At 69.8% G+C, this 21064-nt stretch carries 13 protein-coding genes; 9 read left to right on the forward strand and 4 right to left on the reverse strand.

Annotation, left to right across the window (positions count from 1 at the left end; translation table 11 throughout):
• Nucleotides 1–74 precede the first annotated feature (74 nt).
• Nucleotides 75–581, forward strand: a complete 507-nt coding sequence (locus tag ABIA32_RS11740) for an SRPBCC family protein (protein ID WP_370093975.1) — start codon at nt 75–77, stop codon at nt 579–581.
• Between the two features lie 152 nt (nt 582–733).
• Here ABIA32_RS11740 and ABIA32_RS11745 read toward each other — a convergent pair whose 3' ends face one another.
• The gene (locus ABIA32_RS11745) at nt 734–1801 is read right to left on the reverse strand and encodes an endonuclease/exonuclease/phosphatase family protein (protein WP_370093976.1); all 1068 of its coding nucleotides are present in this window, start codon (nt 1799–1801) and stop codon (nt 734–736) included.
• Nucleotides 1802–1888: 87 nt separating this feature from the next.
• Between ABIA32_RS11745 and vanR-Sc the strand changes: the two genes are divergently transcribed.
• From vanR-Sc to rph, 3 genes are all read left to right on the forward strand, one after another.
• Complete coding sequence (vanR-Sc, locus tag ABIA32_RS11750) at nt 1889–2587, forward strand: VanSc-type vancomycin resistance response regulator transcription factor VanR (protein ID WP_370093977.1); 699 nt, start codon at nt 1889–1891, stop codon at nt 2585–2587.
• Complete coding sequence (locus tag ABIA32_RS11755; RefSeq protein ID WP_370094124.1) at nt 2580–3695, forward strand: sensor histidine kinase; 1116 nt, start codon at nt 2580–2582, stop codon at nt 3693–3695. Before vanR-Sc ends, ABIA32_RS11755 begins: the two co-directional genes overlap by 8 nt.
• A 157-nt stretch (nt 3696–3852) precedes the next feature.
• Nucleotides 3853–6399, forward strand: coding sequence for a rifamycin-inactivating phosphotransferase (gene rph, locus ABIA32_RS11760; protein ID WP_370093978.1), 2547 nt, complete (start codon nt 3853–3855; stop codon nt 6397–6399).
• 285 nt (nt 6400–6684) lie between these two features.
• On the opposite strand, the gene ABIA32_RS11765 is transcribed toward rph, so the two are convergent.
• The gene (locus ABIA32_RS11765; RefSeq protein ID WP_370093979.1) at nt 6685–8286 is read right to left on the reverse strand and encodes a helix-turn-helix domain-containing protein; all 1602 of its coding nucleotides are present in this window, start codon (nt 8284–8286) and stop codon (nt 6685–6687) included.
• Nucleotides 8287–8922: 636 nt separating this feature from the next.
• On the opposite strand from ABIA32_RS11765, the gene ABIA32_RS11770 reads away from it, so the two are divergent.
• Both ABIA32_RS11770 and ABIA32_RS11775 read left to right on the forward strand, forming a co-directional pair.
• Nucleotides 8923–10590 carry an HEXXH motif-containing putative peptide modification protein gene (locus ABIA32_RS11770; RefSeq protein ID WP_370093980.1) on the forward strand — a complete coding sequence of 556 codons (1668 nt, stop codon included), beginning with the start codon at nt 8923–8925 and terminating at the stop codon, nt 10588–10590.
• Nucleotides 10587–11717 (forward strand): FxsB family cyclophane-forming radical SAM/SPASM peptide maturase, encoded by a 1131-nt coding sequence (locus ABIA32_RS11775; RefSeq protein ID WP_370093981.1) that lies wholly within the window; start codon nt 10587–10589, stop codon nt 11715–11717. Before ABIA32_RS11770 ends, ABIA32_RS11775 begins: the two co-directional genes overlap by 4 nt.
• On the opposite strand, the gene fxsT is transcribed toward ABIA32_RS11775, so the two are convergent.
• A complete protein-coding gene (gene fxsT / locus ABIA32_RS11780) occupies nt 11711–14419 on the reverse strand; it encodes an FxSxx-COOH system tetratricopeptide repeat protein (RefSeq protein ID WP_370093982.1) in 2709 nt (902 codons plus the stop codon). The genes ABIA32_RS11775 and fxsT overlap by 7 nt on opposite strands.
• A gap of 258 nt (nt 14420–14677) precedes the next feature.
• On the opposite strand from fxsT, the gene ABIA32_RS11785 reads away from it, so the two are divergent.
• Both ABIA32_RS11785 and ABIA32_RS11790 read left to right on the forward strand, forming a co-directional pair.
• Nucleotides 14678–15652 carry a tetratricopeptide repeat protein gene (locus tag ABIA32_RS11785; RefSeq protein WP_370093983.1) on the forward strand — a complete coding sequence of 325 codons (975 nt, stop codon included), beginning with the start codon at nt 14678–14680 and terminating at the stop codon, nt 15650–15652.
• Nucleotides 15653–15690: 38 nt separating this feature from the next.
• On the forward strand, nt 15691–19602 hold the full coding sequence (locus ABIA32_RS11790) for a hypothetical protein (protein WP_370093984.1): 3912 nt from the start codon (nt 15691–15693) through the stop codon (nt 19600–19602).
• Here the strand turns inward: ABIA32_RS11790 and ABIA32_RS11795 are convergent.
• On the reverse strand, nt 19583–20461 hold the full coding sequence (locus tag ABIA32_RS11795; RefSeq protein WP_370093985.1) for a hypothetical protein: 879 nt from the start codon (nt 20459–20461) through the stop codon (nt 19583–19585). The two genes, ABIA32_RS11790 and ABIA32_RS11795, sit on opposite strands and share 20 nt — an antisense overlap.
• A gap of 218 nt (nt 20462–20679) precedes the next feature.
• Between ABIA32_RS11795 and ABIA32_RS11800 the strand changes: the two genes are divergently transcribed.
• A complete protein-coding gene (locus ABIA32_RS11800; RefSeq protein WP_370093986.1) occupies nt 20680–21057 on the forward strand; it encodes an anti-sigma factor antagonist in 378 nt (125 codons plus the stop codon).
• Nucleotides 21058–21064: the final 7 nt, after the last annotated feature.

Below are 21064 nucleotides of genomic sequence, written 5' to 3' on the forward strand. Positions count from 1 at the left end.
ATAACGCGCACGTTGACGCGGCGAGCCCGCGCGCGGTGCGATGCCAGGGTCAGCCCGCCTCAGGAAGAAGTCGTATGACCAGTGCCAGCCGTGAATCCGTCTCCGTCCGGACGGAGATCGCCGTCGCGCCGGACGTCGTCTGGGCCGCCGTCGCCGATGTGACGCGGATGGGTGAGTGGAGCCCCGAGTGCACGGGTGCCGCCTGGCGCGGCAGCCCGGCCGGTCCCGTGCTGGGCGCGCGGTTCCAGGGCCGCAACCGCAAGGGCGGTATCCGCTGGAACACCGTCTGCCGCGTCGTCGAGGCCGAGCCGGGGCGTGCCTTCGCCTGGGACGTCAGCTTCGGGCCGATTCCGGTTGCCCGCTGGGGATTCCGCCTCACGCAGGGCGACGTGGACGGCGGCGTGACGGTGGTGGAGCAGTTCTGGCAGGACCGCCGCGACCGAGTCAGCGCCTGGACGACGGAGACCGTGCTGCGCACCGGTGGCCGCGCGGAGTGGAACCGCCGGAGCATGTCGGTGACGCTCGCCGCGCTGAAGCAATCGCTGGAGGCCGGCTCGTCGGCAGGCGAACAGGATCGCTGAAGGGACTGCCGACTCGGTCCGGCTCTCCGGTTCGCGGAATGCTCGGATCTGCGTCAACTCGGGTGTGTTCCATGGTTGATCCGGGCACATTCGGCGCGAGGGGCAGGTCGCGCCGGGATCGCCTGCGTCTGGTCGCCGACTCTTCGCGGTGATCACCAGCTGATTCCGGCCGCCACCGGCAGGTGGTCGCTGCCGGTGGCCGGCAGCACCCACGAGCTCTCCGGCACCGCGCCGCGGACCAGGATCTGGTCGATCCGCACCATCGGGAACGTCGCCGGCCAGGTGAAGCCGAAGCCGTCCCCGGCCGCGTCCTGGGCCGAGCGCATCTGTGAGGTGATGTCGGCGAACGCGCGGTCGTCCATGGTGCCGTTCAGGTCGCCGAGCAGTGCCACCCGCTTGCTCGGATCGGCGGCGATGGCCTTGCCGAGCGCCTGCACGCCTATGTCCCGCGAGGCCGTCCAGAAGCCCGCTCTCGGATTCACCCGTACGGACCCCAGATGGGCCACATACACCGTCAGCGGCCCGCGGTCCGTGGCCACCGTGGTGCGAAGCGCCCGGTTCGAGGCCACCTTCCTGTCGGCCGGGACGGCGTTCGCCAGCGGTCCGTAGTCCATGACGTCGATCGGTCGGGTGTCCGACAGCGGCAGCTTGCTCCACAGCCCGACCGTGCCCTGCACCGTCCGGTACGGGTACGCCTTCGCCAGCTCCTTCTCGTACGTGCCCGTGGCCTGCGGGGTCAGCTCCACCAGGGCCAGCACGTCCGCGCCGGAGGCGGCCAGGTCGCGGGCGGTGCCGGCCGGGTCGGGGTTGTTGGCGTTGACGTTCTGCTCGGCCACGGTGAGGTTGCCGCCCGGGTGGGACTTGTCGCCGAGCAGCCCGCCGAAGAGGTTCAGCCACACCACGACCGGCAGCAGTAGCGCGACCACCGCGGAAGCGGAACGGCGCCACAGCGCCCCGACCAGCAGCACCGGGATGAACACCCCGAACCACGGCAGGAAGGTCTCCACCAGGCTGCCGAGATACCCGAACCCGTTCGGGATCCTCGCGTGCAGCAGCATGAACAGGCCCAGCAGCAGCGCCAGCGCCGCGAGCACCCGGCCGCGCTTCCACGGGCCCGGCCGGAAGCCGAAACCGATCGCCCGGCGGATGCTCCCGCGCCAGGTCCCGGCGTCGATCTTCCAGCGGCTCGTTGTCCGTGCTGAAGGCGGTGTGTGGTTCATGCCGCCAGTCAACGCAGCGTGGTGTCGTCGGCACGTATGGGAATTTCGATACGCCGACGATATGCGCCGGCTCGTAGCATCGAGACCATGCGCGTGTTGATCGTCGAGGACGAGCCCTACCTGGCAGAGGCCATCCGCGACGGCCTACGCCTTCAAGCGATCGCGGCCGACCTCGCAGGCGACGGCGACACCGCTCTGGAACTGCTGAGCGTCAACAGCTACGACATCGCCGTCCTCGACCGCGACATCCCCGGACCGTCCGGCGACGAGATCGCCAAACGCATCGTCGCCTCCGGCACCGGCATGCCGATCCTCATGCTCACCGCAGCGGACCGTCTCGACGACAAGGCCTCCGGGTTCGAACTCGGCGCCGACGACTACCTCACCAAGCCGTTCGAACTCCAGGAACTCGCGCTCCGGCTCAGAGCACTCGACCGCAGGCGCGCTCACAGCAGACCACCCGTGCGAGAGATCGCAGGCCTGCGGCTCGATCCGTTCCGCCGCGAGGTCTACCGGGACGGCCGCTATGTCGCGCTCACCCGGAAACAGTTCGCCGTACTCGGAGTCCTCGTCGCCGCCGAAGGCGGTGTCGTCAGCGCCGAAGCACTCCTGGAACGTGCGTGGGACGAGAACGCCGACCCCTTCACGAACGCCGTGCGCATCACCGTCTCGGCGCTGCGCAAGCGGCTCGGCGAACCCTGGATCATCGCCACCGTGCCAGGCGTCGGCTACCGCATCGATGCGCAACCCGAGCCCGGACACGAGAGAGGCGAGCGTCGTGGATAGAGCGCCCGGGTTGAGCGTTCGCCTCAAGCTCACCCTCAGCTACGCCGGATTCCTCATGCTGGCCGGCGTCCTGCTGCTCGCGGCGGTGTGGGTGTTCCTGCTGCGTTACGTCCCCGACCGTGCGCTCATCGTCCCCGGCTCCGCGGGCAGCACTACGACCGGTGTCTTTCCCGTCCGGTCCAGCCTCCTGCACGTTTTCGCTCCGAGGGCAGCCGCCGTGTTGGCGTTCCTGCTGGTGTTTGGCCTCGTGGGAGGGTGGATCCTGGCCGGCCGGATGCTCGCCCCGCTGACCCGCGTCACCGACGCCGCCCGCCTGGCCTCGACCGGATCGCTCTCCCACCGAATCCGGCTACCGGGCCGCAAGGATGAGTTCCGCGAACTCGCCGACGCCTTCGACACCATGCTGGCTCGGCTCGAAGCACACGTCGCCGGACAGCAGAGATTCGCAGCCAACGCCTCGCACGAGTTGCGCACTCCGCTGGCGATCTCGAAGGCCCTTCTCGACGTGGCCCGCACCGATCCGAACCACGACACCGGCGAACTCATCGCCCGCCTCCACGCAGTCAACACCCGGGCGATCGACCTGACCGAGGCCTTGCTCCTGCTCAGCCGCGCCGAGCAGCGGTCCTTCACCCGAGAACCAGTCGACCTGTCCCTCATAGCGGAGGAAGCCACCGAAACGCTCCTGCCCCTCGCGGAAAAGCACGGCGTCACGATCGAGACCCGCGGCGACATCACCCCCACGATCGGATCGCACGCGCTCCTGCTGCAACTGACCACGAACCTCGTGCAGAACGCGATCGTCCACAATCTGCCGGAACAGGGCATCGTGTGGGTGAGCACCAGCGTCCGCCCCGAAAGTGTGGTGCTCACGGTCGAGAACACCGGCGAGCAGGTCACCCCGGGGCTGGCCGCGACGCTCACCGAACCGTTTCAGCGCGGCACCGAGCGCGTACGCACCGACCACGCGGGAGTCGGTCTCGGCCTGGCGATCGTCAAAACCATCGCCGACGCGCACGACGGGACGCTCACCCTTACTCCGCGTTCCGGCGGCGGGATACGCATCACCGTGGAACTGCCCGCAACAGAGCCGTACTCCGACAGGTAGTCGACGGCAAAAGGCAAAGGCAAGGAGAACATTCTCCTTGCCACTCTCAACATATAGCGCGCAGGGGGGCTTGCGGCAAGACCCGGGTCCCGGCGCAGAATCGTCGGCCGAGGCCACCACCTGCGGAAATGGGGGCCCGACGTGCGGAGGTATCGCAATGATCGAGCAGTACGTGTTGGACCTTCAAGAGGTTGACGAGACGCAGGTCGCGGTCGTCGGCGGAAAGGGCGCGCACCTGGGCGGGCTGTCGCGGATCGACGGCATCCGCGTGCCGGCTGGTTTCTGCGTGACGACGGACGCTTTCCGGCGGGTCATGGCGGACGCGCCGTCGATTGACGATCTGCTCGATCAGCTGTCGCGTGTGAACCCGGACGACCGGGAGGCGATCCGCACGCTCAGCGCGCGGATTCGTCGGACCATCGAAGGGATCGCCATCCCGGGCGATCTCGCCGCGGCGATCACCCGCGCGCTCGCCCGGCACGGCGCGCAGGCCGCCTACGCCGTCCGATCCAGCGCGACGGCTGAGGACCTGCCGACGGCCTCCTTCGCCGGCCAGCAGGACACGTACCTGAACGTCGCGGGGCCGACCGCGATCCTCCAACACGTCAGCCGGTGCTGGGCCTCCCTGTTCACCGAGCGGGCCGTGACCTACCGCCGGCGGAACGGCATCGACCACCGGACGGTCCACATGGCCGTGGTCGTGCAGCAGATGGTCTTCCCGCAGGCGGCCGGCATCCTGTTCACGGCCGACCCCGTCTCGGGCAACCGGAGGGTCGCCACCGTGGACGCCGGCTTCGGCCTCGGCGAGGCCCTGGTCTCCGGCCTGGTGAACCCGGACGTCTTCACGGTGCGAGACGGCGATGTCGTCGCCAAGGCGATCGCCGCCGAGGGGCGGCCGGCGCTGACGGATGCGCAGGTCGTCCGGCTCGTGCGGCTCGGGCGGCGGATCGAAGCGCACTTCGGCCGCCCGCAGGACATCGAATGGTGCCTGGTCGACGACGACTTCCAGATCGTTCAGAGCCGGCCGATCACCACGCTGTTCCCCATCCCGGAGACCGGCGACCAGGAGAACCACGTCTACCTCTCCGTGGGCCATCAGCAGATGATGACCGACCCCATGAAGCCCCTGGGCGTTTCCGTGTGGCAGCTGACGGCCATGGCGCCGATGCACGAGGCAGGCGGGCGGCTGTTCGTCGACGTCACCCGGCGCCTGGCCTCGCCCGCGAGCCGCGCCGGCCTTCTGGACCTCATCGGGAGAGGCGATCCGCTGTTCAGGGACGCGCTGGAGACCGTCCTTGACCGCGGTGACTTCATCCCGTCGCTCCCGGACACTCCTCCCGGCGGGCCGCCGGCCGCCGAGCCCCCCGCCATCGGTGCGCCCGCCCCGATCGAGACCGATCCGGCCATCGTCACCGGTCTGATCGAGCGCAGTCAGGCGTCCGTCGCTGCCCTGAAGCGCGACATCCGGACGAAGACCGGACCGGCGCTGTTCGACTTCCTGCTGGCGGCCTTCGAGGAGCACAAGCGCGTGCTCAGTGATCCGCTGAACCTTCAGGCGATCATGGCGGGGATGGAGGCCACGTGGTGGCTCAACGACAAGCTGCAGGAGTGGCTGGGCGAGAAGAACGCGGCCGACACGCTCACGCTGTCCGCCCCTGACAACGTCACCTCGGAGATGGGACTGGCGCTGCTCGACGTCGCGGACGTGATCCGCCCGCAGCCGGAGGTGGTGGCGTTTCTGCAGGGCGTCGGGGACGAGAGCTTCCTGGACGAGCTGGCGAAGCTCGCGGGCGGGACCCAAGCGCGCGACGCCATCGAGGCCTACCTCGATCGGTACGGCATGCGCTGCGTCGGCGAGATCGACATCACCAGGCCGCGTTGGCGCGAGCGCCCCACCACGCTCGTGCCCGTGATCCTCGACAACGTCAGGAACTTCGAGCCGGGCGCCGCCGAGCGGCGCTTTGAGCAGGGGCGGCTGAAGGCGCAGCAGAAGGAGCAGGACGTGCTGTCACGCTTGCGGGCGCTGCCGGACGGGGACCGGAAAGCCGACGAGACCAAGCGGATGATCGACCGGGTCAGAACCTTCATCGGGTACCGGGAGTACCCGAAGTACAGCATCATCAGCCGCTACTTCGTCTACAAGCAGGCCCTGCTGGAGGAGGCCGAGCGCCTCGTGCAGGCCGGCGTGCTTCCTGAGCAGGAGGACGTCTTCTACCTCACGTTCCAGGAGTTCCACGACGTCGTGCGCTCGAAGCAGGTGGATGCCCGGCTCATCCAGCAGCGCAAGGAGGCGTTCCGGTCGTACCACGCGCTCACGCCGCCCCGGGTGCTCACCTCGGACGGCGAGGCCGTCACTGGGGCGTACCGGCGCGACGACGCGCCGGCCGGCGCCCTGATCGGCCTACCCGTTTCCGCCGGGATCGTCGAGGGAAGGGCCCGCGTCATCCTCGACATGGCGGAGGCCGATCTCGAAGCGGGCGACATCCTGGTCACGACCTTCACTGACCCCAGCTGGTCGCCGCTGTTCGTCGGAATCGCGGGCCTGGTGACGGAGGTGGGCGGGCTGATGACTCATGGCGCGGTGATCGCCCGGGAGTACGGCTTGCCGGCCGTTGTGGGCGTGGAGCAGGCCACCCGGCTGATCCGGGACGGTCAGCGGATCCGCGTGCACGGAACCGACGGGTACGTCGAGATGCTGTCGTGACCGACCACAGGACGGTGGGCTGTACCCGGTCGAGGCGATTCTGATTCCGACCAGGCACAGCCCACCGGCAGGAGCGTCAGTGACCGCCCTGCTCCACCACTACGGTCTCGTCGATCAGGCCCTGACCGCGGCCACGACGGCCATGTCCCAGCCGAAGGGCAGGGTCGGATCGGCCATGGGGCCGAAGCTGCTGAGGTAGGTGAGCAGGCCGATGCCTGCAGGCTGCAACCAGTGCGCACAGAATGACTGCTGGGGAATGTGACGGCCTGTGCGGAAAGAGACGGATCACCCGGTCTCGGCCGTATGCGCGGCCGACTGGGCGCGGGGTGCGCAGAGCAGGGCCGTGCGGAGGTCGAGGCGGTCCTCGAGGCGGGAGAGGCTGCGGCCGGTGAGTTCTTCGATGCGCTGGATGCGGTAGTGCACCGTGTTCACGTGGATGTGCAGCGCCCGGGCGGTGCGCGCCCAGGAGGCGTCGAGCTGAAGGAAGACGGCCAGCGTGTTGGTCAACGGGACAGGGCTGACCTCGTCGTGTTCGGCCAGCGGCCCCAGCAGGCGGCTGCGGAACGCGGTTTGGACCTCGACGGGGATGCCGCGCACGAGCGCGGCCAAGGAGTCGAGTTCGCCGCTGCGGCCGACCGAACCGGCGGAGCCTTCTGGCTCTGCCGCCTTGAGCGCGTACGCGGCCTGGACGAGCGCGGCGCGCAGGGCGGGTGCGGTCGGCCTGGTCGAGGGGCCGACGCCGGCGCGGACGAGGGCCGGGGATTGCGGCCCGGCCAGGGTGGCCTGGAGCCGGGGCCAGGCTTCGCGCAGGGCCTCGGCGACGGCGGCCTCGGGCGCGGCGCAGAGACCGACCGCTTCTTGCGTGTCGGCACGGACTCCGGCGGCGACGGCGAAGGGCATTCCGGTCCCGTGCAGGGCCTCCGCCAGTGCCGTCGCCGCCCAGGACGCCGACGGCGCAGCGGGTGCGGAAAGGGTGTTGTCGATCCGCGCGACGACCGGCGTGAGCGGTGTGTCCGACGGCAGGCCGCAGGCGGCGAGAGCCTTGGCCAGCTCGTCGGCCCGCCCGCTGCTCCGGTGGATCAGCTCCAGCGCGGCTTCTGCGCTCTGCCGCTGGGCGGCGGCCGTGGCCCGGGCCCGGGTCGCCAGTGGGGCGAGCAGTTCGGCGAGCCCGTGCAGCACCGAGACGGCGTGCGGCGCGGGCTCGGCGTGCGGCTGGAGCAGCCAGCCGTCGAAGGGCGAACTTCCCTGTCGGCCCACCGGCAGGGGTCGTGCGGCGGTCCGCAGCGGCCCGGCGGCGAGGGAGGGGTCCGAGCTGCCCAGCAGCCGCCCGCTCGCGGTGACCAGCGAGCAGTGCGGCAGCCCCAGATCGGCCACCGCTCGCGTCAGCAGCACCGAGGGGGTCGCGTCGGCGTGCAGCAGCCCGAGCAGCTCGCCGCGCACCGCGCCCGGCACGGCCGCCGTGCCTTCCGAGCGGCGTTGCAGCTCGCCCCAGAGGCGCAGGTAGACGCGGTCGGTCACAGCCCGGAAGCTGGTGCCGGCCGGGACCGAGAAGAGCGGGATGTCGTGCAGTCGGCACGCGTCCGCGAGCTCGGCCGGGACGGTCCCGTGGGTGCCCTCTCCGGCCAGCAGCGCGGCGACCTCGGCGCTGCGCAGCGCGGTCGCGAAGCGGCTGGCGGCGCGGGTGGCGGCGGAGGGGTCGGCGGCGAGGTCGTCCGGCCGCCACCAGACCAGACCGGTCAGTACCAGCTCGCCGCGCCGGAGATAGCGGGCCGGGTCCTGGAGGTCGGTGGAGGTCACCCCGGTGACGTCACGGGCCAGCAACTCAGGCGTGGCCCAGGCGGCCTCGATCCGCAGGTCCTCCAGGCTCAGCAGGTCCCCGACGATCACGTTCCGTGCTCCTTGCGCTTCGCGCCGGTCCCGGCCCTCGCGGTAGCGAGGCGGAAGTGCGCCTGGACATGGTAGATGCAAGGCTCAGACCCCGAAAGCCCTGTCCGATGCGTGAGCCGACCCGGTGTCGGGAGCGCGATCTCCGGAGCGGCTTGAACTGCAGCGATTCCTTTGGGAGCCCTACGAGTTGTGAATGCCATTGACCGTGTGGTCATGAGGGAACGAGGCTACGATTGGCGCGGACCCTCCCTCGCCGGAGCGGAGAGGCGGAGGCGGGCTCGTCATCTACCGCGGCGTTTGCACAGCGCCATTCTGGGGGGAGCGACGGATGGAGCAGCCGGAGGAGGTTCAGCGGTGGATCCTTCCGAACCTGGCCGATTTGCAACTGTCGCAGATTGACGATCTGCCCTCATTAGGACTTCGAGCATCCGTGTGTCTGCTGCTGCGGAGACTCGAAGACGAACAAGAGCCCCTCTACTCATTCAACTCGAACATCTGACTGAGCTCATGACGATGGCCATGCATGGGCTGCCCAGGGCCGACCTGCTCCGCCTCGCTGGGGGTACCGGCGGTTCCGCTACGCTCCGTCGGCTGTGCGAGGCCGAACGCAGCAAGCACATCCTGCTGCTGCACACCGTGATCGCGGACGCGGAGCTGCGCTTCCCCGAGGCGCACGCCGCACTGGAGTTGGCCGATGCGTGGAGACTCCTGACCCACCTCCAGCGGCGTGCGCCGAGCATCGTGGCCGAGGTGCTCCAGATGCCGCAGCTGGGAGCCTGGGCTGTCGGCTGCCTGCTTCGAATGGGCCGTACGGACTCCGACAGCCCCGAGTTGCGGGCGGATCTGACGCAGCTCTGTTCCTTCGTCGCGGTCGTCGGCCTGCGGGCGGGGGTGGACTTCGACCTGCTCATCGCTTCGGTGGCCGGTCGGCTGACATTGCCGGGCCTGGGCTCGCTGTCCACGTCCGTGCGGGGCCTCGTCCGCCTGCTGCATTCAGGCGGGAGGCTGGAATTGATGACCGCTGCGGGGGTCGTGCCGGTTCCTGTACCGCGCCCGGTCACCGTGGCCACCGAGCACGCCGGATTGTCTTTCGAAGTCGGCATCGACGGCTCGACGCCCTCCCTGGACTGCTTCCGGCATCCCCGCCTTGAGGCTGTCGGACGATCGGAGCTGAGGCAGTGGTGCGATCGGATTACCGGAGCCTGGCGCATTCTGGCTGTTCACCACCGTTCCGACGCCGAGGCGATTTCCGTGTCTGTGCGTACTGTTGTGCCACTGAAGCCTGACGGATTCGGATCCACCGTTGCTGCAACCTCGCCCTCCGCGTTCGGTGCGATCGCCACGACGCTGCCGTCGGACGACCTCGCACTCGCTGAGACCTTTGTCCACGAACTCCAGCATCTGAAACTGTGTTCTGTTCTCGATATCCTGCCGCTGCTCGATGCGATGCCGGGCGCCCTGTCCTACGCACCCTGGCGGGACGACCCCCGTCCGCCGAGGGCACTCCTGCACGGTGCGTACGCCTACCTCGGCGTCACCCGATTCTGGCGCACCCAGCGCTGGCACATGCCGCCTGATCAGGCGCTGCGTGGCCACGCGGAGTTCGTCCGCCGCCGCACCGAGGCTCTCGCGGCTACCGAGGACCTGCTGGCTTCGGGACGGCTCACACCCGAGGGCGAGCGCTTTGTCCGCGAGTCCGGCCGATGCCTGCGGGCCTGGCAGCGCGACCCGGTGCCGGAAGAGGCCCGCCGCCTGGGGCTGAGCGCCTCGTTCGAGCACCGGATGATGTGGGAGGCGCGTCATGTCGCCGTTTCCCCGGAGGCAGTGCACAAGCTGGTCGTGCACTGGACCGAAGGCCGACGCCCCACCCCCCAGGACTGCTCCGACGCTCCGTACCAGGTCCGGCCCGCCGAGCGGAACGGCCCCCGCCCGCGCGAGAGGTTGCTGACCCTGCGCTACGTGGACCCGGTGCGCTTCCGGGAGTTGATGGACGCCGAACGGCCTGGAGGCGACGGAGATCTGGACCTCGGCGTGGCAGATGTGGCGCTCCTGCGCGGTGACCTGTCCGCCGCGGCGGCCGGCTATCGCGAAGAGATACGCCGGCGATCCGTCGCCCCCGAGGCGTGGGCCGGGCTGGCACTGGCTGTGGACAGCGGGTCGGGCCCGGCCGAGGGCTTCCTGCGGCGCCATGTCCCGCTGGTCTCCGCGCTGCACGCTGCGATTCGCGGGATCGGCGAAGCCGCCGATCCCTTGGAGTTGGCGGGCTGGCTGGCCGGCGGCGCATCCGAAGGGAGGACTCGATGACGCCTGTTCCCTTTCGGCAGTTCGTTCTGAAGGTGCACAGCCGCTGCAATCTGGCCTGCGACTATTGCTACGTCTACGAGATGGCCGACCAGTCGTGGCGTGACCAGCCGCTGCGCATGAGCGAGGCCACGGTGAACCGAGCGGCCGAGCGGATCGCCCAGCACGTCGAAGCCCACCGGTTGCCGTCGGTCGCCGTGATCCTGCACGGCGGTGAGCCGTTGCTGGCCGGGACCGGATTCCTCGTCGACCTTGTGCGTCGGATGCGTGACACGGTTCCGGCTCGCGTGGACGTGAGTATGCAGACCAACGGCGTCCTGCTCACCGAGGGAAGGCTGGAGGCCCTGGCCGGACTGGGGGTGCGGATCGGAGTCAGCCTGGACGGGGACGCCCGGGCGACCGACCACCACCGACCCTTTGCCGACGGGCGCAGCAGCCACCCGCACGTCGAGCGCGCGCTTCGGCTCCTCGGCCGGGAGGAGTTCAAGGACGCCTACGGCGGCCTGCTCTGTACCGTCGACCTCACGCACCCCCCTCGCCGGACCTACGAGGCGCTGCTGGCCTACGCGCCGCCCGCGATCGACTTCCTTCTCCCGCACGGAACGTGGTCGCACCCGCCGCCGGGGCGCGGAGCCGGATCGAAGGGGACCTTGTACGCGGACTGGCTGCTGGCCGTCTTCGACCGGTGGTACGACCGGCAGGAGACGTGGGTCCGGCTCTTCGGCGAGGTCGTCCAGTCCGTCCTGGGCGGGACGCCGGCGGTCGAGGGCCTCGGCCTGCGGCCGTCGACGCTGGCTGTCGTGGACACGGATGGGGCGATCAAGCAGCTCGACTCGCTCAGCGCCACTCATCCGGGGGCGGCCGATCTCGGCCTGAACGTGACGGACGACGCGTTCGACGTCGCGCTCGGCCATCCGCTCACCGAGCTCCGCCAGGGCGGCATCGAGTCCCTTTCGACGGCCTGCAGAGACTGCACGGTGGTGCGCACCTGCGGCGGCGGGCTGTTCACCCACCGCTACCACCCGGCGACAGGCTTCGCGAACCCGTCCGTCTACTGTCCGGACCTGCTGCGCCTGATCACGGTGATCCGGGACCGGGTGGTGGCGGACCTGGCCCGGGCGGCTCAGTAGGGCTCGATGTCGACGTTGACGCGACCGCGCTGCCGCGTGATCAGGACGATCGGATGCTGCGAGGAGAGCGCTTTCGCGTAGCGACGCATGATCTCGGTCCGCAGTTCCTCTGCCGCCGCGTCGAGGCCGGAGGCTCGACGGTCGAGGCTGAGGTTGGCGCCGATGGCGAGGGTGTCGGGGTGGTCTTCGCCGAGGACGAGGCGGCTCGTCTCGTAGAGCTCCTCGCCCAGTTCACGAGCGACCGCGATGTCGCCGACCGTGGCGTAGTCGCTTGCGAGGTTGGCGGTGGCCTGGAGGGTGAGGGGGTGCTCGGAGCCGAAGATGTCGGTCAGACCCTGCACTGCGCTCTCGTCCAGGGCGCGGGCGTCCTCCGGTCTGTTCCGGCTGCGGAGGACCACGGCGAGGTTGACCGTGGTGGCCCAGGTGATGTCGCCCTTCGGATTGTCGATGTCCGGGCACAGCTCCAGCGCCCAGCGGCCCAGTTCCTCGGCCTCCCGCAACCGGTCGGTGACCCTCAGGTCGTTGATCCGGTTGATCGAGGCCCGCAGGGTGTAGCGGTGCTCGCCGCCGAGGAACGCGGAGTACCGCCGGACGACCTGCTCGCTCTCCGACAGGGCCTCCTCGTAGCGGCCCACCTTGCGCAGCGCCACGGCGTAGCTCTTGTGTGCGTTGAGCGAGTCGAGGTTCTCGGCTCCGGTTCGCTCCTTCAGGATGCTGATCACGTCCTGCGCCACCTCGAGCGAGAGTTGGTACCGCCCGCAGCCGCGCAGGTCCACCGAGATCGAGTCCTTGGACCTGATGGTGCGAAGGTCGGTGGAACCCAGGGTGCGATTCCGCAGCTCGTAGGTGCGCTCGTCCTCCTCCAGGGCTTCGGGGAACCGGCCCAGGCGCCGGTAGTCGGCGCCGAGGTTGTTGCGCACGTTGAGCGTGCGCGGATGGTCGGGCCCGAAGACGCGCTCGAACAGGGGGAGCAGCTTGAGGTCCAGTTCGAGCGCCTCGGTGAACTTGCCGAGCGCGCGCAGATCCCCGCCGTAGCTGTTGGCGCAGAGGAGGGTGGTCTCGTGCTCGTCGCCCAAGGTGCGCTTCAGTCGTTCGAGCGTGTCCTGGTTCAACTCGAGGGTCTCCTTGTAGCGGCTCATCAGCCGAGTGGCGTTTCCCACCTCGACCGAGAGTTGGAGCACCTTTTCGTTGTCACGCCCCCATGTGGCCCGCCACACCCGCAGCGCGTCCTCGCCGAGCCGCAGCGCCTCCTCGTGGCCGCCGCGCAGCAGCAGGCGGCGGACCTGGTCGATGACGAGCTGCCGCAGCTCGACGTTCTCGGTGTCCAGCGCTCCCGCTGACCTGAGGTGATCGAGCGAGCGGTCGTACTGCGCGTCGTTGCTCTCCAGGTCGGGATTGCCTGGATTCGTGGCCGCCAGGAGGGCGTGCACCGTCGCCCGGTAGGCACCGCAGTCCTCCGGCCGTTCGATCTCCATCTGCCCCCGGGTGACGCTCTGCACCACGCGGTGCACGGTGATCACATTGCGCCCGCCGTCCCTTTTGACCAAGGAGTAGCGAGCCAGTTGCCTCACAGCCAGCCGGAAGCGGTCGGCATCGTTGAGCACGTCGGACAGCGCGGCTGGTGCGCCGATGACCCCGCCATGGGTGATGAACAGCTCCTCCGCCATCGGCTCCGGCGAGAAGAAGGCGAACAGGTTGAACAACTCGACTGCGTCATCGTTGAGTTGACGACTGGAAATGCTCCAGGTGGCGCCCACCGCGTGGGGGTAGTCGATGTCGACGTGCTGGCTGAGCAAGGTGTGGGCGTTCTGCTCGAACAGCTCCAGGTAACGACTGACCGGGGCTCCGGTCTCGGCCAGGTACGCCGCCGCGTGCTCCACGGCGATCGGCAGGTTGCCCAGCGCCCTTGCCAGACGTAGGGCGTCGTCATGGCGGACGCGGTCGGCCTGCTGGGTCAGCGGATCGTCCTGCTCGGCGCACGACGCCAGCTGGGGGACTCGTTTGCGCAGGAGCTCGACGGCCTCCTCCGCGGAGAGCGCGGTCACCTCGATCATCCCGGCTTTGGTGTGCCGGCGCCACTGCCGCTCGCGCGAGGTGATGATCACGTGGCCGTGCGGTCGGCCTTCGGGCAGGTAGCGCTTGATGACCTCAGGTTCTACCGCGTTGTCGAAGATGAGCAGCCATCGGTCGTAGCGACCCGTTCGCAGTTCGTTCAGGACCGCCCAGATGGACTTGTCGCGCTGCGCCTCCGCGTGGGCGATGCCGAGTCGCGTACCCAACTTGACGAAGGCGTCCTGCACGCGGTCCTCGTGCTCTGCACGCACCCACCAGACGATGTCGTAGTCGCCGCGGTAGCGATGGGCGTACTCGGTGGCGATATCGGTTTTGCCAATGCCGCCCAGTCCGAAGAGCGCCTGCGCCGGTTGGACCAGGATGCTGGGGGATGAGGCCTTCAACTGTTCCCGCAGTATGCGCAACTCCTGCGCGCGGCCGGTGAAGTGCGGATTCCTCGTCGGGATCTCCTCGCTGAAGATCAAATTCGGCGTGACATCGTCCACGAGGGCACTCCCAGGTCGCGTATTCCATGGCGCGTGCGGAACGGGCGGGCCGAGAAAGGAGAATCCGCACGCCATCGTGCCGCCTCTGCATGGTAGGGCGTGGAACGCGGTGGAGAGCGGCGGTCGGGGATTTCGGTTCGGCATTCGTGTGATGAGCAGGCCAGGCGGCCGCCCACTCGTTCCGGTGTTACCAGAGGGTTGTGACGTATCTTTTGTGAACCGTGTTCCGAACGGTGAGCGAGCCGGTATCTTTGGCCGATACCGGTGCCACGGCGGGCTGCGGAGGCTCCATTTCATTGACAAGTCACTCGACCGGCCCGAATATTGTCGTGCAGGAAGAATGGTTGAATGCCTGGCCAGGGGACAATCGCGACTCGGACCGCCACCTGCTGGGAGACGTCCATGAGTGAGGCGCCCACGGACTCCATCGCGGAAAGCCCCGGCGCCACAGGCTCGCCAGGTATCGACATGGCATCCTGGTACGGATCATCGGCGCCCTATCGGGAGCCGGCGCCGGTGCCGCCGCGGCAGCGCGGACACCCGCCCTACACGCCGGACGAACTGCGGGTCTCGGCGGAAGGCGCCTATCACGCAGGGGATTTCGACAATGCCGCCCGGTACATCCTGGCGGCCGTCGAGGGCTACCGCAGTGCGCACGACGCGTGGGGAGTCGCCGACGCACTCGCTGTGCAGGGCTCGATCGCCCGGTTTGTCGGCGACATCTCCGGGGCGGTCGCGCTGTACCGAGAGGCGTTGTCGATCTTCACCATCGTCGGGGACCTCACCTCCACCGGTCGCCTGTACCGGGCCCTCGCCGAAGCGCGCTTCGCCACCGGTGCCTACGACGACTGCGCGGACCTGCAGTTCGAGGGCTTGGCCCTGCTGCCGGACGATCCGGTCCTGCTGGTCGGCCTTGGGCACGCGCTGTGGTACTCGGGACACGAGGCGAATGCCCTCACCTATCTCACCAGGGCGCTGACCGGCCGGCCGGACAACCGGTCAGCGCTGCTCGCACGGGGGCAGATTCAGGCCGATCTCGGGCGGCCGCTGCCCGCCCTCGCCGATCTGGACCCCTTGGGCGGCTTGGAGGGGGAAAGCCCGGGCCTCCGGGCCGACCTCAAGTCGGCTCGTGGGGTGTGCCTCAGCGCGATGGGCCGAACGGCAGAGGGCGAGGCTGAGTTGAGGGCCGCGCTGCTCCTCGCCCCGGACCGGGCGCGCACGCATCGCCGAATCGCGGACGTCCGGTTGCGCGTCGGCGATGTCGAGCAAGGCCGAACCGCGCTACGCGCGGCGGTCGCTGCCACCGATGCGCTGCCACCGGTGCACGCGGACCGGACCCGGCGGCTGCTCGACCGACTCACCGCGACCCGCCGGTGACGTCGCCAGCACAAGAACGGCGCGCCCTGCTGGTCGGCGTGTCCGGCTTCCGCGGACCGCCCCACGGGCTGCTCGACGACCTCGACTTCGCGGCGGATGCCGTCACCGGACTCGCCACGGTGCTCCAGGACGGATTCGGATTCTCGGTCAAGGCCGTCACCACACCGGGACTCACCACAGCCGACCTCGGTCGGCTGGTCCGCAGGACCTTGAAGAAGGCCGGCGCCGACACCGTCCTGCTGGTGCATCTGCTCACGCACGGGGAAGCCAAAGACGGCTCCCTCTACGCTCTGGGCGCCGACGCGCTGCTCCATGAGAGCACCGACATCGGGGGATGGTTGACCGGACTCCAGCACGTCGAAGGCCGACCCGTCGTTCTGTTCACGCTCGACCTGTGCAACTCAGGCATGGTGACGCAGCTGCCCTGGCAGGCACACTACGACCGATCCGGTCGCCGGGGGTGGGTGGTCGCCGCCTGCGAGCCTCAAAAGGACGCCTTCAACGGCCACTTCACCATGGCACTCACCGAGGTGCTGGGCGACATGGCGGCCCAGCGGACTCCGCTGACCCCCCGCACGCCCTACATACCCCTGGGCACCCTGGTCGACGCCGTTCGCCGCGCCACCGTGAAGCTGGCTGACACCAACCGTGTCTACCGCCAGTACGTGACCACGAGCAGGGTCGAAGTCAGCGACGAAGCTGTGGTGCTGCCCCTGTTTCCCAACCCGGCGTACCTCATCGCTGACGCGTCGGCGAACGGTGCCTCCGGCCCGGCGCTCGGCGCCGACCGCAGACTCAGCGCCTTTCTCGACGACGCGGACGACAGCTCGGACGACGACTCGGACCTGCGTCACTTCGTCGACTCCGTAGCCGGCCTGAACGGGTTCCACGATTCCCAGGAGGGGTTCGGGGCATCGTTCACCGGCCGCGCCCACGAGTTGCGCCGGCTGTCCCGCTGGCTCGGGGGCGACGGTACGTCACCGGCGGCAGTGGTCACCGGCAGCCCCGGAGCCGGCAAGTCCGCACTCCTCGGCCTCGTCGTGTGCGCCGCGCATCCGAAGCTCCGTGATTCCACCCGGACCGTCTGGGAGAAGGTCGGCTCCGTTCCGTTGCCGCTGGGCAGGCTCGGCGTCGCCCACGCCCGGGGCTGCGGCCTGGAGGCACTGGCCGGGAAGCTGGCCCGCCAACTCGGCCTGGAGACCCTTGGGCCCGAGCAGCTCCTCGCCGCTCTGGTAGCGCAGGATCTGCCGCCGACTCTGGTGATCGACGCACTCGACGAGGCAGACGACGCCGCCGCCGTCTGCGACTGGCTGACCCGTGCGGCGGCACTGACCCGCTCGGACGGTTCCGCCGCGATTCGCCTCCTCGTCGCCACCAGGACGTCCGAGGAGAGCGCCGAACTGCGCGACCTCGCCGCAGGAGCCGACCACTGCTTCGACCTCGACCAGGTCGCCTCCTCCGAACTCGAAGCCGACCTGCACGCCTACGTGAGCAGGATGCTGCGTAGTACACCGGAGTACCACGGCCTGCACCAGACGGTCGGCGCGTTCGCGGGCGCCCTCGCGGAGACACTCGTCGCCAACCGTGGCAGCGGCCAGGGCGAGTTCCTCGTGGCCGGCCTCTTCACCCGCCACTTCCTGGCATCCTTCGACCCCCGCGCCGGAAGCGACGAGGCCGAGCGCCTGGGCTACGCGGCGCCGCGTAGCCCGTCCGAGGTGCTCGATCTGGACCTTGCCCACCGGAGCGCCGGCCCGTGGCTGCGACCCGTACTGACAGCCCTCGCGCACGCCCGCGGCGACGGCATGCCGGCCTCCGTCGTCCAACGTGCGGCAGCCGCCCTGCGCCCGGGACCCGTGCCGTCGCCGGCCGACATCCAGGACGCCCTGACGGCGGGGTACACCTATCTGCGCCGTTCGGTCGACGTCGACGCGATCACCGTGCACCGGCTCTTCCACGACGAACTCGCCCAGCACCTGCGCCGGGACGAGGACGCCGAGCGGGTCTTCCGCGCCCTGCTGGACGGACTAGGACCGGCGGAGTACCGCCAATGGCCGGCGGCCGAACCCTACCTACTCCGCCACGCGCTGAGCCACGCGGGCCACAGGGAATCCCCGGAGGAAGGGATCGAGGCGATCGTCGGTGATCCCGGATACCTCCTGCACGCCGATCCGGCGCGCTATCTTCCGTCCTTGACGGAGTCGGTCCGCCGCGTGGTGACGCGCTGGCGCTGCGCGGCGCCGACCGTCGACAGGCGACGCATGGCCCTCGCCCTCGCGGCGGTCGAGGAGGGCAGGCCCGACCTCGCCCGTCGCACCGCGAACCTGCCGGGCGAACAGCCCCTGCCCTGGCTCCCGTTGTGGGCGGACAGCAGGGATGGAGGCGGCGCGGCCTCGGCCGGTCTCGCCGTCGCGGCGCTGACCGGCCGCGGTGACCTGCGCTCCTGGAACTGGGAATTGGCGCCCACCGGAGCCGAGGACGCCGGCGCTCCACGAGCGCTCGCCTTCGGGCGTGTCGAGGGGCGGAACCTGCTCGTCGTCGGCACCTCCGGGGGAAGGCTCGCGATCGCCGACAGCTCGGGCCGGACGACCGTCTGGCCGTGGCACAGCGTGGCCGTCACCGCGCTGGCCGTCGCCGACCGTGCGGGAACCCAGGTCGTCGTCAGCGGGAGCAGCGACGGCGAGGTGAACGTCCATGAGCTGGCGACCGGTGGACAGGTGGGCGCGACGGTGAGGATTCCGGACGCCGTGATCGGCGCGATCTCCGCGGTCGGACACGGCGCCTCGCTGGCCGTGGCCTGCGTCAGCGGTTCGGGCCACCTGCACAGCTGGATCTGCGGTGAGGCCGAGACACCCGTACTGCACAGCTGGAGCACCACCGCACCGGTCCGCTCCGTGGCCGTCGGCCGAGTGGGGGAGCGCCTGGTCCTCGTGGCGGGCTGCGGCGATGGCGCGACCGTGGTGTGGGACATGCAGACCCACACCCTCAAGCGAACGCTCCGGGGGAGCCACGGGCCTGCGAATTCAGTCGCCGTCGGAGAGCTGGGCGCCCGCCGCGTCGCCGTTGTCGGCAGCGAGGACGGCTATCTGACGATCTGGGATCTGGAGACCTTTCAGCAGCTGGGAGAGGCCATCCCGGTCGACCGCGAGCCGATCCGCAGCCTCAGCCTGACGCGGGGGCGAGACGATGAGCTGTGCTGTCTGATCGGCGGAGACGGCCCCACAACTCTGTGGAGTCTCGACCGGCGAACGCTGCTTCGGAACTTCGGTCAGAGCGGCGTCGTGCACGCCGATCTCGCTGCTGCCGAAGTATCGCTGACCGACCCAACACACCCCACGACCCCGCTCGTGTCCGCGGTCGGTGCCCTCACCGAGGCCGTGGCCGTGTACGGGGATGAGGACGGCGCCTGCTACGTGGTCGACGCCACCACGGGACGACGGACACGGGCGCCGCTTGCCGGTGACGGCCATGCGGTGAGCAGCGTCGAGGAGATCACGCTCGGTGGTACGGCGGCCGTCCTGCTCCGGTCCGCGCGAACGTGCCGCGTCTGGGACATCGCCTCGGGTGCCCACAGCGATCACCTGCCCTGGCAGGACGAGGAGTGGCCGTCGCCGGACCTTCGGCTGGGCACGGCCTTCGTGGGGGGCGACCTGGTGACCGCCTCCGTCGGCGCCGACGGGGAGGTGAGGATCGGCGAGCACCTGGCGGGCCGTCACCAGGGCGAGGTCACGGTCCTGCGGGCCGCGCGTCTGGGTGGCCGTCCCGTCGCCGTTTCAGGCGGTGTCGACGGCACGGTTCGGACGTGGGATCTCGAAGAACGCCGTCCCCTGGACGTGATCGACTTCGGCCGGCCGGTCTCCTCCCTGGCACCGGCCGCCGACGGACTGCTCCTGGTGGTCGCCGGGGGGCAGGTCTACGCGTTGGAGCATCTCGTCAGGCGCTTCCCGTCCTGACGTACGGCATGATCTCCTCGACCAACTCGGGGCAGCGCAGGTAGTTCTTGGCCCGGTGCGGGTCGATGAGATGGATGCTGGTCTCGACGTCACGGAAGACATCCAGGAAGCGCAGCGAGACACCGGACCTCGGGACGGCCACCGGGTCGCCCCGGTCCGCGATGTTCACCCACGTCGCGGCCCCCGGCGGCTTGGCCCCACCTCCCTTGGGAGAGGGAAGCAGCCTCTCGAAGACGACGCTCCGCATCGCCAGCGGGCTGCCCAAGGTGACGAAGAGCTCGACTTCAAGGTCCGGGTGCGCGCAGAGAGCCTCATAGGCCACGACGCTTCCGAGGGAGTGGGCCAACAACACCCGGGGCCGATGGCTGCGCACCATCTCCGCGACCCGTTCCTGCGATCGCGTCCGTTCGTCCACCGAATCCGGGTCGAAGTAGGTGGCCAGCTCGCTCACCGTCGCGGAGACGATCCTGAGGGCCTGTGAGCCGAACCGCTCCGTGAACCACTCGGTCATGGACCGCAACGCGAACGTCAACCGCCCCTGCGGCGCGGCGGGCGCGCCGGTCTCCGCCAGGCGCACTTCCTCGATCCAGGCCGCGAGCAGTTCCTGTGCGAACGGGGTGAGGTGTGCCGGATCGGCTGACCCCATGCGCTCGCCGCGGAAGAGGCAGTCGGCGTAGTACGCGACCGGCATCGGCCCCGAGCCGGGCAGCTCGACCCCGACCTTGCGCAACCCCCGGCCGACCCATCTGGACCAGTCCGCCCCGATCGCGTCCACAGCCCCGGGAACATCACCCGCTGCAGCCTTCAGATACGGGTAGTTCCAGATCCCGTGGACCCCCGACAATGCCGTAGCGCTCATGTCGCCCCCAAGCACCGTGCCAGCGAAATTCGACGTTAGCAGGGCAGCCCGCCGCCGCGCAGACGTTCACCGTTCTGCTCGACCGGCATGCCTTGTAGGAGAAGTCCCTGAAGGCGTCGACCATTTCGACCTACAGTGGCTGCGCCGGGCAACTCCTGCTGGGCGGGGGACCGGTGACGCACTCAGTCCCGCCCGCTGACCAGCCGGAGGAACGCGCGATGACCATCCAGTGGCACCTGACCACCCGACCCACCGCCGACGTCCTGCAGATCAGCGGCTTCCTCGGCGACGACGCCGTCAGCAGGTTCACCGGCGCGATCGGCTGGGCCGTCGCCCGCGGCGACGGCCCGCTGCTGCTCGACCTCACCCACCTCAAGGGCTGGTCCACCGCCGGACGCGACGCCGTCGCACAAGCCGCTCTCCAACTAGAGCGCGAGAGCCGAACCCTGGAGCTGGTCGCCGCGCCGGGGGACGCCGTACTCCTCACCACAGACGCGCCCGTGACCCTGCACCAGGACCTCGACGCCGCCCTGGCCGCCCACGCGCATCCCCGCGCCGAGACCGGCGGCGAATCACCGCCACGGTCGAGCTGGTAGGAAGGGG

The sequence above is a fragment of the Streptacidiphilus sp. MAP12-20 genome, from assembly GCF_041262525.1.
Classification (GTDB): Bacteria; Actinomycetota; Actinomycetes; order Streptomycetales; family Streptomycetaceae; genus Streptacidiphilus.

Coding starts and splice junctions, on each gene's coding strand:
- ABIA32_RS11740 (WP_370093975.1), top strand. CDS start 75: ATGACCAGTGCCAGCCGTGAATCCGTCTCCGTCCGGACGGAGATCGCC.
- ABIA32_RS11745 (WP_370093976.1), bottom strand. CDS start 1,801: ATGAACCACACACCGCCTTCAGCACGGACAACGAGCCGCTGGAAGATC.
- vanR-Sc (WP_370093977.1), top strand. CDS start 1,889: ATGCGCGTGTTGATCGTCGAGGACGAGCCCTACCTGGCAGAGGCCATC.
- rph (WP_370093978.1), top strand. CDS start 3,853: ATGATCGAGCAGTACGTGTTGGACCTTCAAGAGGTTGACGAGACGCAG.
- ABIA32_RS11775 (WP_370093981.1), top strand. CDS start 10,587: ATGACGCCTGTTCCCTTTCGGCAGTTCGTTCTGAAGGTGCACAGCCGC.
- fxsT (WP_370093982.1), bottom strand. CDS start 14,419: ATGCCGAACCGAAATCCCCGACCGCCGCTCTCCACCGCGTTCCACGCC.
- ABIA32_RS11785 (WP_370093983.1), top strand. CDS start 14,678: ATGAGTGAGGCGCCCACGGACTCCATCGCGGAAAGCCCCGGCGCCACA.
- ABIA32_RS11795 (WP_370093985.1), bottom strand. CDS start 20,461: ATGAGCGCTACGGCATTGTCGGGGGTCCACGGGATCTGGAACTACCCG.
- ABIA32_RS11800 (WP_370093986.1), top strand. CDS start 20,680: ATGACCATCCAGTGGCACCTGACCACCCGACCCACCGCCGACGTCCTG.